Source organism: Colwellia sp. C1TZA3 (assembly GCF_007954265.1).
Classification (GTDB): domain Bacteria; phylum Pseudomonadota; class Gammaproteobacteria; order Enterobacterales; family Alteromonadaceae; genus Cognaticolwellia.
Genome location: NZ_VOLS01000025.1, coordinates 1 through 12065 on the forward strand (window position 1 = coordinate 1; position 12065 = coordinate 12065).

Here is a 12065-nt window from a genome sequence, read left to right on the forward strand (position 1 = left end):
GATCTTGTTGTGCGCAGGAAAAATAACTCAAGGTAAGGCGCTCGATTGAGCAATAGCTGGCTATTGGGATTGAGAGCAACACAGCCTTGAGCTATTTTAACTAGTACAAGTGAGCAATAACTTAATGTAATTGGTATTATACTTGCTGAAGCAGCAGGTGTTAATTAAGCCTTACTTTACGCTGTTAATTTAACAGTAAAAGTAAGGCTTACCCACAATACCAAGTCGCCATACCAGCGGTAATAACAAGTCATAATAACAAGCCATAAAACTTATTTACTCATTAAGCGTGGCCATTTGATGTTAGCGAGCAATAGCACCTCACCTTGTCACTACCGAGCTTGAATTACCGGCGCTGTGATCTTGTTTAATCACCTCAATACTTTAGCTAAACTACAGCCACTTTCTTAATTCAAATCTTGATAATACATTCTCAGCATGCAACTTTTATGCTATATTTCGCAACAATTTTTAGTTGTTGGCTCAACAGCAACGATCCACTATATGATGAAATTATCAAATCAGCTAGCCCAGTGCCTTGCTAAAGATTTCGATAATACAGGTATTATCCATGATGAAATTTGAAGGAAACCATATCTTATCTGTATCGCAGTTCGACAGAGAGAGTATTTCCCGTATTTTAGAGATTTCAACCTTGATGGCGCCCTATGCCATGCGAAAAAAGCGCTGCCATGTGCTTGAAGGGGCAATATTAAGTAATTTATTTTTTGAGCCCAGTACCCGCACTCGTGTTAGCTTTGGTACTGCCTTTAATTTGTTAGGTGGTTTTGTTAGAGAGACAGTTGGACAAGAGAACTCTTCGCTCTCAAAAGGCGAGTCATTATTTGACACTGCACGTGTTATTAGTGGTTACTCTGACGTTATTGCCATGCGCCATCCCACCATGCACTCGGTTGCTGATTTTGCTAAAGGCAGCAGTGTGCCAGTTATTAACGGTGGCGACGGTGCGAACGAACACCCAACACAAGCGCTGCTAGATTTATTTACCATTCAGTCAGAAATGGCGCGCTATGACATGGGCTTAGATGGCTTAAATATTGTCTTAATGGGCGACCTTAAACATGGTAGAACCGTACACTCCCTGTCTAAATTAATTAGCTTATATAACAATATCAAAATCACCATGATCGCCCCTAAAGCTTTGCAAATGCCGGATAGCATAGTGGCCACCTTGACTAATGCCGGACATCAAGTGGTGATTACTGATAAAATTGAAGGTAATTTGGCCTGCGATGTTATTTACCAAACCCGTATTCAACAAGAGCGCTTTGCCAGTACAGATGAAGCCGACTTGTATCGTGGTCACTTTAGTTTGAATCGAAAGATTTATCAGCAATATTGCCACGAACATACGGTAATTATGCACCCATTACCGCGCGACTCTCGCGCTGAAGCGAATGAACTCGACGTCGATTTAAATGACTTAGATAATTTAGCGATATTTCGCCAGGCTCAAAATGGTGTACTGGTACGTATGGCATTATTTGCCCTAAGCTTAGGGGTTGAAAACCAACTTAGCCATTATGAAAAGCCAGTAACCTGGCACACCAATAAATACTAATTTTAACCTCAATAGTTAGGTTACCTTAACAGCGAGTAGCATATTATGACCAAAAATTCTCAGCAATTATTTAATGAAGCCCAGGAAATTATCCCTGGTGGCGTAAATTCTCCAGTACGTGCTTTCAATGGCGTGGGCGGCACACCCTTGTTTATAAAAAAAGCCCAAGGTGCCTACATCTTTGATGTTGATGGTAAACAGTATGTCGATTATGTTGGTTCATGGGGACCGATGATTTTAGGCCATAATCACCCAGCAATTCTTGCCGCTGTGATTGAAACTGCCCAGAACGGACTGAGCTTTGGTGCGCCAACAGAACTTGAAATAACCATGGCTGAAAAAGTGCGTGAAATTGTTCCTTCAATGGAAAAGTTACGTATGGTCAGTTCAGGCACTGAAGCCACCATGAGCTCTATACGATTAGCGCGTGGCTTTACTGGCCGTGACAAAATATTAAAGTTTGAAGGTTGTTATCACGGCCATGCCGACTCTTTATTGGTCAAAGCTGGCTCAGGTATGCTAACCATGGGCGTACCAAGCTCACCTGGCATTCCTGAAGATGTTGCTAAGCACACGTTAACTGTTAGCTTTAATAACCTTGATGAAGTAAAAGAAATTTTCGCAGAAATGGGCGATGAAATTGCTTGTATCATTGTTGAACCCGTTGCTGGCAATATGAACTGTGTTCCGCCGGTCGAAGGTTTCTTGGAAGGATTACGCGCCATATGTGATCAATATAAAAGCCTGTTGATTTTTGACGAAGTCATGACTGGCTTTCGCATTGCTTTAGGTGGAGCCCAAGCGCACTACAATATTGTGCCTGATTTAACCACTTTAGGTAAAGTTATCGGTGGTGGTATGCCAGTAGGTGCTTTTGGTGGTAAAAAAGAAATCATGGATTACATTGCCCCTATTGGTCCTGTTTATCAAGCGGGCACATTATCAGGCAATCCTATTGCCATGGCAGCCGGTTTAGCGTCGTTAAACGAGCTTTCTAAAGGCGGTAAGCACGAACAACTAAGTGCTACAACAGAAAAGCTAGCAATGGGTTTAAAAGCCGCTGCAGAACGCAATGGTGTATCATTAGCCGTTAATTATGTTGGCGGTATGTTTGGCTTCTTTTTTACTGAGGAAGAAAATGTGACTTGCTTTGCTCATGCAACCGCATGTGATGGTGAAAGGTTTAAACGTTTCTTTCATCTAATGTTGGAAGAAGGTGTTTATCTTGCCCCTTCTTCATTTGAAGCTGGTTTCGTATCAACAGCCCATGGTGAAGCAGAAATTGAATTTACCTTAGCCGCGGCTGATCGTTGTTTCGCTCAACTGTAAGCAATTTCTTTAGTCACAGACAATAAAAAAGGTAAGCACTATGCTTACCTTTTTTAATGGTTAACGAAAAATCTATGCTGCTTAATCTTGCTTATTTTTAACTACAGACAGGCTAGGTTTTTTCGCTTTTGATACTGGAGTACTTTGCTGCTTAGCTGCCGCTTTGGGCGCTACTTTGCTATCGACTGCTTTTACAGACGATATTTTCACCGGTGATGGTGCGGGTGCTTCAGCACTATCATCTGGCTCAGGGTGCTCAATATCTAGCGATGTGCCAGCACCATTTTCTTTTGCATAAATAGCCGCAACAGCGCCATAAGGTATACTCATGTTTTCAAGCTTGCCACCAAAGCGTGCACTTAGCTCGATAGTTTCATCACCCAAGGCAATACTACCCACTGCTGATGGTGAAACATTTAACACGATTTGACCGTCATTAACATAAGACATCGGCACCATAACACCATAAACATTGACATCAACAACAATGTAAGGTGTTAAACCATTATCAAAAATCCAGTCATAAAAAGCCTTAACAATATAAGGCTTATTTGAGGTCATTTCACTTGTCATAACTTAGGTCTTTATACTGGTGCGCCAAAGCGTAGTTCACGCTCAGACTCAGTTAATGACGCTTGAAATGATTCACGTTCAAACACTCTTAACATATAAGTTTTTAATTCTTTTGAACCTTGACCATCAAGCTCAATACCCATAACAGGTAAGCGCCATAATAGCGGGGCCAAGTAACAATCAACCAAACTGAATTCTTCACTCATAAAGTAAGGCGCTTCATTCAAGATAGGCGCAACACTTAGCAAGCTTTCTTTCAATTCTTGACGAGCTTTTGCAGCTGCATCAGCAGGTCCACTGTAAATAACTTTAGCTAGACTGTACCAGTCTTGCTCAATACGGTGCATCATTAAACGGCTACGACCACGAGATACTGGGTAAACCGGCATAAGAGGTGGATGTGGGAAACGTTCATCCAAATATTCAATAATGATTGACGCTTCATAAAGTGCTAATTCACGATCAATTAACGTAGGCACTGTGCCATAAGGATTTAAATCCAGTAAATCCTCAGGTAAATCGGCTAAGTCAACTAAGTTAATGTCAACTCCGACACCTTTCTCTGCCAATACGATGCGGGTTTGATGACTATACATGTCATCTGCATGCGAATATAAAGTCATAACAGAGCGTTTGTTTGCGGCGATGGCCATAATGCCTCCAAAAAATTCTTATTTAAAAAACTAACAAAGGGGGCCAAAGCCCCCAGTAATATCTAAAGTTTACACTGTTTTACAAAACATTTGTAATTAGTGTACATCTCTCCAGTATTCTTTCTTCAGTAAATAGGCAAAGAACAACAAGATAAATAGGAAACCAATAACCCAATAACCTATACCTTGACGCTCAAGTTTATTTGGTTCACCGACATATTCCAAGAAGTTGGTTAAATCACGAATAAAGTTATCGTATTCTACTACTGTCATTGAACCGCCAGTGGCCTCAGAGAGGTTACCGTTCTCATCTATTGTACTAATACCCTGAAGGTTTTGTAGTACATGCGGCATACCAACCTCTTTAAAAACTTTATTGTTCACACCAAACGGGCGACTTTCATCAACATAAAAAGATCGCAAGTAGGTGTAAATCCAATCAGGGCTTCTATATCGTGCTTCAAGTGTTAAATCTGGTGGCGCACCACCAAACCACTTAGCCGCATCTTTAGCGGGCATAGTATTGGTAATATGATCACCCACTTTTTCACCAGTATACATATAATTTGCTAGGCCATCTTCATCAGAAATACCTAGATCAGCGAACGTACGGTTATAACGCTGATATTGCAACTGGTGACAAGCTAAACAATTATTAATAAAAGCTTCAAAACCACGTTTTAACGAAGCTTTATCACGTAAGTCATTATTAGCTTCATCTAATGGTATGCTAGGTCCAGCCGCCGTAGCGAGCATAGGTAGCATAACTAATACTGCTAAAATAAATTTCTTCATTCTCCTGTCACCCTATCCGGAACTGGCTTAGTTTTTTCATTTTTACTATAAATCCAGATAGCAACGAAAAAGCCAAAGTAACCAAAACTCGCCACAACACCAATCATATTATAAAGTGGTGACGCAGGTAAAGTACCCAAAACACCTAAGATGATAAAACAAATAGCGAACTGTACTAAGTTTACTGTATGAGCAGTACAACGGTAACGTATTGATTTAACCACGCCACGGTCACACCAAGGCAACATGAATAAGGCGATAATCGCACCAAACATACCCACAGCACCTAAAAGCTTATCAGGAATAATACGTAAAATGGTATAAAAAGGACCAAAGTACCATACAGGTGCTATATGTTCTGGCGTTTTCAGGCCATTAGCAGGCTGAAAGTTTGGCGCTTCTATAAAGTAACCACCACCTTCTGGCGCAAAGAACATAACCCCACAAAATATAATTAAGAAGATCACAATAGCGACCAAATCTTTTACGGTGTAATAGGGATGAAAAGGTATCGCATCAACGATGTCATACTTTTTAGTATACTGTTCATGAAAGGTAAATTGACTTAACTCTTCAGGAGCCACGCTGCCTTTAGGTTTTTTAATATTAGTGCCGTCAGGATTGTTTGAACCCACTTCATGTAGCGCTAAAATATGTAAGAAAACTAACACCACTAATACTAATGGTAAAGCAATAACGTGTAAGGCAAAGAAACGGTTTAGTGTTGCCCCGGATATCACGTAATCACCACGTATCCACAGCGTTAAATCATCACCGATGATCGGAATAGCACCAAAGATAGAGATAATAACTTGTGCGCCCCAGTACGACATATTACCCCAAGGTAATAAGTAGCCCATAAAAGCTTCAGCCATTAACACTAAGAAAATTAGCATACCAAACAACCACAATAATTCGCGAGGTTTTTGATAAGAGCCATACATCATGCCACGGAACATATGCATATAAATAACGACAAAAAATGCTGATGCACCCGTTGAGTGCATATAACGTAATAGCCAACCATAGTCGACATCACGCATAATATATTCTACAGAAGCAAAGGCACCGTCACCTGATGGTTCGTAGCTCATTGTTAACCATACGCCGGTTAACAACTGGTTAACTAAAACAACACTCGCTAAAATACCAAATACATACCAAAAGTTAAAATTCTTTGGTGCTGGGTATTGTGTAACGTGTTTGTTCATTGCGTTCATTACAGGTAAACGCTGTTCGATCCAATCCATTAGCTTAAAAGACATTATGCTTCTCCTCCAGACACACCAATTAACAGGATGTCTTCGGTAGGGAATGAATGTTCTGGCACCATTAAGTTAGTTGGCGCTGGTACACTTTGGAATACACGACCAGCCATATCAAACTTAGAACCATGACAAGGGCAGAAAAAACCATTTTTAACGCCAGCAACATGTTGTTCAAAATCACCTTTATGGTGCGTAGGAGCACAACCTAGATGCGTACATACACCCAGTGCCACCAAAATATCAGGCTTAATTGAGCGATATGCGTTGGTAGCATAAGCAGGTTGTTGTGGTACTTCTGATTGTGGATCTTTTAATTGGTCATTATGCGTACTTAAACCAGAAAGAATTTCTTCTGTTCTTCGCACAACATACACTGGTTTACCGCGCCATTCAGCACGAATTAATTGACCAGGCTCTATTTTACTTACATTGACTTCTACTGGCGCACCTGCAGCTTTCGCACGAGCGCTAGGGTTCCAAGAACCAATGAAAGGCACAGCCACACCGACAACACCAATACCACCGACTACCGAAGTAGCCGCAGTTAAAAAGCGTCGACGACCGTTGTTAACAGGCGCATTGCTCATTCAAACTCTCCAATTATTATCTAGCTAATACAACGACACTTAACTAAGAAGATTACCCAGTTATGGTGCAGATTGTTGATCGACTAAATCAACGATAAAAAAATTGCTCTGATAATAAAGAAAACCCTGGTTTTTTACAAGCCAATTAACCCTTTCAAGGTAGGTTTATGCAAATAAAAGGCAATTATTTTAACCACACACCCAATGAATAAAAACTATTCGTATTTATTCATTTATTACCTTGCAAGTTGCAATAAAATAACGCTCGGCTTTAAGTGATCAGCTCTTTGTTAAAAAGAAAAAATACCTCCCTGTTAGTTGAAGGTTTACTGAGAAATTGGGTGGAACGATCTTCATATTGATGGCATAAAGCTCAGCTAAAGGTGACTTTGTATTTTTAAACTGATTTGTTAATTAAAGTACCCCGCTACATTATGCCAATTAAGGAAAATTCAGTGAGGAAAATAGGAATAGATAGTCAAATACACAGTTTTATGGTTTGAGACTAAACATAAGTACCTACATCCCTGCAGCTAATGCGCTTAATTGAAGCTAGGTGGCTGTAAATCGTTAAAACAATGCCGCAGCATATTATCAAGCAATCGCTTGTATCTGTGCTTGATTGAGGCTTATATGGCTTTAGCCGTTAAAACGACGCAGTATCATATTATTAAGCAATTACCCGCGTATATAGATGCTCATAACAAATGGGCTAATTATGTCGAGCATTAGCATAGTGAACAGTTAATTTATTGCTTGGGTAGAGAGCTCGTAATGTGTAACAGCAAGAAAATTTTTGCCATTACCACTCTTTCATAACGACGTACGTGGCTGTACTCGTGCGCTAAAGTCATGCCCTTACAAGGATGTAATACCAATCCCATTAAGTTATTGCTCACTTGTACTAGTTAAATAGCTCAAGGCTGTGTTGCTCTCAATCCCAATAGCCAGCTATTGCTCAATCGAGCGCCTTACCTTGAGTTATTTTTCCTGCGCACAACAAGATCACAAACTTAATGGAACTGGTATAATACCAAGTTGATTAATTACCTGCTCATTTTTAATGGTTAAAATGAATAACTACAGCGTTATAAAATTTATAAGTAGAATAACTACTGACTAAATTTTATGCCTTGTATTTATCCATTTTTCCTCATGAAAAAGTAGATCACTTAATTAATCAAATTGGCATAATACCAAGTTGATTAATTACCTGCTCATTGTTAATGGTTAAAGTGAAAAAATACGGCAGTATAAAACAGCCATATGATTTTCGCATATCCTAAATGCTGTACATAAAAAAACCGGCAGAAGCCGGCTTTTGAAATAACATAACGTAAATATTAACGTTTTGAAAATTGTGGCTTTTTACGAGCCTTGTGTAGACCAACTTTCTTACGTTCAACTTTACGAGCATCACGAGTAACAAAACCAGCAGTACGTAGAGCACCACGTAAAGTTTCATCAAACTCCATTAATGCACGAGTAATACCGTGACGAATTGCGCCAGCTTGACCAGAAATACCACCACCTGTAACCGTGATGTTAAAGTCAAATTTTTCTAACATTTCAACTAATTCTAATGGTTGACGAACAACCATACGAGCCGTTTCACGGCCAAAGTATACAGAAATGTCACGTTTGTTAATTGTGATTGCACCGTTACCAGCTTTCATGAACACACGAGCAGTTGAGCTCTTGCGACGACCAGTACCGTAATATTGATTATCAGCCATGACTTACAGCTCCAAAAGTTGTGGTTGTTGTGCAGTATGTTTATGTTCAGTACCCGCGTAAACTTTAAGCTTACGGAACATTTCACGACCTAAAGGACCTTTAGGTAACATACCCTTAACTGCGAATTCAATAACGCGCTCTGGAGCTTTTTCGATTAGCTTTTCAAAGCTAATTTGCTTAAGACCACCAACAAATTCTGTATGCGAGTAGTAAATTTTACCCTTCGCTTTATTACCAGTTACTTTTACTTTCTCAGCATTGATAACAACGATGTAATCGCCAGTATCTACATGAGGAGTAAATTCTGCTTTATGCTTACCGCGCAAACGGCTTGCAATTTCAGTAGCGATACGGCCTAAAGTTTTATTTTCGGCGTCCACTAAGAACCATTCGCGTTGTACGCTCTCTGGTTTAGCTACAAAAGTTTTCATTAAAAAACCCAATTATATAAATGTTACTTAAATAATAACCTAAGAAAACCTCAAGTTATCCGTTAAAGACTACGCCATTGCCCCTTCGAGCATCGAGTCCGTTGCCGGTCCTCTGGAAAAAGAACAGGCTTTGTAACGTAGGGAGGCCGGATTATACAGAACAATACGTAAAAGATCACGCCTAATCTGTGATCTTTCTCTACAAGACAAACGAAATTAACAAAAATCGCTACTAGCGCCTGTTAAACACTTTATCTAGCTGTAATTTACTGGCTGGTAAATTACTCAGTTGCAATTTGATATAACGACTAGCGTGAGTTTCAATACCTTGATATAGCTCGGGATAAAGCGCTTTAATTTGCGTAAGTGCTGACATAGTTGCCAGCTTGTAGGCATGGTTTGCCAATAAACTGGCTGCTTGTGCATAACTTGCTCGCCAAAGCTTATCAGGTAATTTTTTACCCTTTACTTGCCTGTAAGCTTGAGTTATTTCTTTCATTAATAAATGCTTATATTGATAGCTAGCGCTAATATCAGCAAATGCACTGATGGCCTTTTTATCTTGTTGCATCATGGCATAAATTTCTGCGTCCATAATGTGAGCAAAAGATTTTTGTCGGTTAATAAAGGCCGTAACAAAATGCCAATTAACCACACGCATTGAAAATAAATCTGCTTGCCATGCTTTAAACCCAGTTTGATGCGTTATTTGCCAAGGTAATATGGGCAGATTATCAGGCGGATATTGTTGTGAAATTTTCTCAGCATGCGCACATAAATCTGCACTAACTTCAGGGTGATATTGCTGAATTATTCGCAGTCGCTTTGTATAAGCATAGGCATATACTCGGCTAAAAATGCGATAATACAACTTATTACTATCTTGCAATATCAGTTTAGCGTTTTTGTCAATTAACTCATGGTTTATGATCGCTTGATCAATAATGACTTGATTCACTAATGAAAAACTCGCATTAATTGCGTGTTTGACCGCTTGAGTATTGCCCCCACACGCTGCGTTAAATAACTGAGCCCGCCAAATCAAATGTTCACTCTGCCACATAGTAACAATGGCTTTTGGGATATATTTTGCGGTTATTTTAACAGAAGCTCTAAACGGATTGGCCGATATTTCAGCCAGTGCATTTAGCGAAAGTAAGGTCATAAAGACTACGCTTAAGCTAATAATATGCTTTTTAATCATTTTTGATGAACTCCATTTCAATTTAAAAACAACTTATTACCATTTGATGAATTAATCAAATGGTATAAGTATATGTTATTAGTAAAACATATTTATTACGGCAAATGCTCACTGGCTAAATAACTATGCGACTGCATTTCTTGCAGGCGACTCAAACAACGCTTAAATTCAAAGCTTAAACGACCGTTAACATATAAGCACTCTAATGCGACTTCTGCCGATATTATTAATTTAACATTACGCTCATAAAATTCATCTATCAAGGCAATAAAGCGCCGAGTGCTGTCATCGTTGTCAACACCCATTTGCGTAACATTAGCTAATAACACCGTGTGATATAAACGGCTTATTTCCATATAATCACTTTGACTACGGGCAGATTCACATAAGGTTGAAAACTCAAAGTGCACTACGCCATCTGATTCTTGAACCGTTGGTAATGGGCGATTATTAATTTCAATAAGCTGGTCTTTTTTACCTGCTTCAAGTGATAAGCTTTGAAAGTAGTGCTTTAAATTTTCATCGGCTTGTTGGTCCAAAGGAAAATGAAAGATTTCTGCTTGCTCCAAAGTTCGAAGACGATAATCAACACCACTGTCGACGTTGATAATATCGCAACATTGGTTAATGAGTTTTATTGCCGGCAGGAAACGTTCACGCTGTAAGCCATTGCGATATAAGTCATCTGGAATAATATTTGATGTCGCGACCAGCGTGACATTGTGGGCAAATAACTCTTCAAATAAAGTGCCTAAAATCATTGCATCGGTAATGTCTGAAACAAAAAACTCATCAAAGCAAATAATACAGGTTTCATCGGCAAAGCGTTTAGCAATAATTTTTAGTGGGTCAGACTGCCCTTGCAGTAACTTTAATTCTTCATGTACACGATGCATAAAGCGGTGAAAATGCACCCGCATTTTATTGCTGAACGGTAAACCATCATAAAAGGTGTCAACGAGATAGGTTTTACCACGGCCAACACCACCCCAAAAATAAATCCCCCTTATCAGTTTAACCTCTGGCTTTTTTACCACACGCTTCCAGCGATTAAACACCTTTTTAAAGCCTGTTACCGGTAAAGGTTGTGTAATCAAATCGTCATACAGACGTTGTAAATTTTTAACTGCATTTTCTTGTGCCGCGTCAAAAAGAAAGTCATCGCGGGTTAAATCTTGTCTATACTTTCCAATTGGAGATAATTTAATCATTTAACTGCCATTTAATTAATGCTGACTTTATTTTTATAACGTTTAGACCCATTACACTTGAAATATTATTTTTTACAAATATATTCATTAGGTAAGTAGCGTGAAGCACGTTATATTGAATTGAATTGAAGCTTATTTTCTCTAATTTTTTCCATTAATACAATGAAGGTAAAGAAATATGAATGTTGTTTTAGGGCTCGGGCTATTTATCGTTGGCGCAATTGTCGGTTTTTTTGCTAACAGAACGCTTTTTTCATCGGCACAAGAAACACAAAAACTTGCGACTAAAGCCAGCCAAAGTGAAGCAGAATTAGCACGCTATAAACTTGACGTAGCAGATCACCTTGCAAACTCAGCCAAGTTGCTAGAGCAAATGAACAGTACATGCCAAGTCGCTATGGCTCAAATGGCTCAAAGCACCCAGCTGTTGCAACAAGTAACCCCTGATAATATTGAAAACATGCCGTTTTTCTCTAAAGAAACTCAAGAGCAATTAGCGCAGACAGTGAACTTACGACACGACAAAAATCTCCGTAAAAATGACGAAACTGCATCAGAGCCTCCGCTAGATTATTCCGGCGCACCCAGTGGCTTATTTGATGATAAAAAATATAATGCTACAAATACTGAAAAAAATAATTAGGAACTAATCTTTTTATTACAGGTCTTTAATTGAGTGACCGCAGCAGGCTTGT

Annotated in this window: 12 protein-coding genes; 3 read left to right on the forward strand and 9 right to left on the reverse strand. The window is 39.2% G+C overall.

Annotated elements, in window-relative coordinates; genetic code table 11:
- Positions 1–571 precede the first annotated feature (571 nt).
- Both ESZ39_RS09030 and hemL read left to right on the forward strand, forming a co-directional pair.
- Complete coding sequence (locus ESZ39_RS09030; protein ID WP_223270310.1) at positions 572–1582, forward strand: aspartate carbamoyltransferase; 1011 nt, start codon at positions 572–574, stop codon at positions 1580–1582.
- A gap of 45 nt (positions 1583–1627) precedes the next feature.
- On the forward strand, positions 1628–2911 hold the full coding sequence (gene hemL / locus ESZ39_RS09035; protein ID WP_146879589.1) for a glutamate-1-semialdehyde 2,1-aminomutase: 1284 nt from the start codon (positions 1628–1630) through the stop codon (positions 2909–2911).
- 81 nt (positions 2912–2992) lie between these two features.
- Here hemL and ESZ39_RS09040 read toward each other — a convergent pair whose 3' ends face one another.
- The 9 genes from ESZ39_RS09040 to zapE all read right to left on the reverse strand — a co-directional run bounded on the left by ESZ39_RS09040 (position 2993) and on the right by zapE (position 11370).
- Entirely contained in the window at positions 2993–3484 is a 492-nt protein-coding gene (locus ESZ39_RS09040; protein WP_223270311.1) for a ClpXP protease specificity-enhancing factor, read from the reverse strand.
- A gap of 11 nt (positions 3485–3495) precedes the next feature.
- A complete protein-coding gene (sspA, locus tag ESZ39_RS09045) occupies positions 3496–4137 on the reverse strand; it encodes a stringent starvation protein SspA (RefSeq protein ID WP_146879590.1) in 642 nt (213 codons plus the stop codon).
- A 96-nt stretch (positions 4138–4233) separates the two neighbouring features.
- On the reverse strand, positions 4234–4932 hold the full coding sequence (locus ESZ39_RS09050) for a cytochrome c1 (protein WP_146879591.1): 699 nt from the start codon (positions 4930–4932) through the stop codon (positions 4234–4236).
- Positions 4929–6197 carry a cytochrome b gene (locus ESZ39_RS09055; RefSeq protein WP_146879592.1) on the reverse strand — a complete coding sequence of 423 codons (1269 nt, stop codon included), beginning with the start codon at positions 6195–6197 and terminating at the stop codon, positions 4929–4931. The genes ESZ39_RS09050 and ESZ39_RS09055 overlap by 4 nt, the downstream gene beginning before the upstream one ends.
- The gene (petA, locus tag ESZ39_RS09060; RefSeq protein ID WP_146879593.1) at positions 6197–6787 is read right to left on the reverse strand and encodes a ubiquinol-cytochrome c reductase iron-sulfur subunit; all 591 of its coding nucleotides are present in this window, start codon (positions 6785–6787) and stop codon (positions 6197–6199) included. Before petA ends, ESZ39_RS09055 begins: the two co-directional genes overlap by 1 nt.
- Positions 6788–8130: 1343 nt before the next feature.
- Entirely contained in the window at positions 8131–8523 is a 393-nt protein-coding gene (gene rpsI / locus ESZ39_RS09065; protein ID WP_146879594.1) for a 30S ribosomal protein S9, read from the reverse strand.
- Between the two features lie 3 nt (positions 8524–8526).
- Positions 8527–8955, reverse strand: a complete 429-nt coding sequence (rplM, locus tag ESZ39_RS09070) for a 50S ribosomal protein L13 (RefSeq protein WP_146879595.1) — start codon at positions 8953–8955, stop codon at positions 8527–8529.
- A gap of 232 nt (positions 8956–9187) precedes the next feature.
- Positions 9188–10159 carry a hypothetical protein gene (locus ESZ39_RS09075; RefSeq protein ID WP_146879596.1) on the reverse strand — a complete coding sequence of 324 codons (972 nt, stop codon included), beginning with the start codon at positions 10157–10159 and terminating at the stop codon, positions 9188–9190.
- Positions 10160–10254: 95 nt separating this feature from the next.
- Positions 10255–11370 carry a cell division protein ZapE gene (gene zapE, locus ESZ39_RS09080; RefSeq protein WP_146879597.1) on the reverse strand — a complete coding sequence of 372 codons (1116 nt, stop codon included), beginning with the start codon at positions 11368–11370 and terminating at the stop codon, positions 10255–10257.
- 178 nt (positions 11371–11548) lie between these two features.
- Between zapE and ESZ39_RS09085 the strand changes: the two genes are divergently transcribed.
- Entirely contained in the window at positions 11549–12013 is a 465-nt protein-coding gene (locus ESZ39_RS09085) for a YhcB family protein (protein ID WP_146879598.1), read from the forward strand.
- Positions 12014–12065 lie beyond the last annotated feature (52 nt).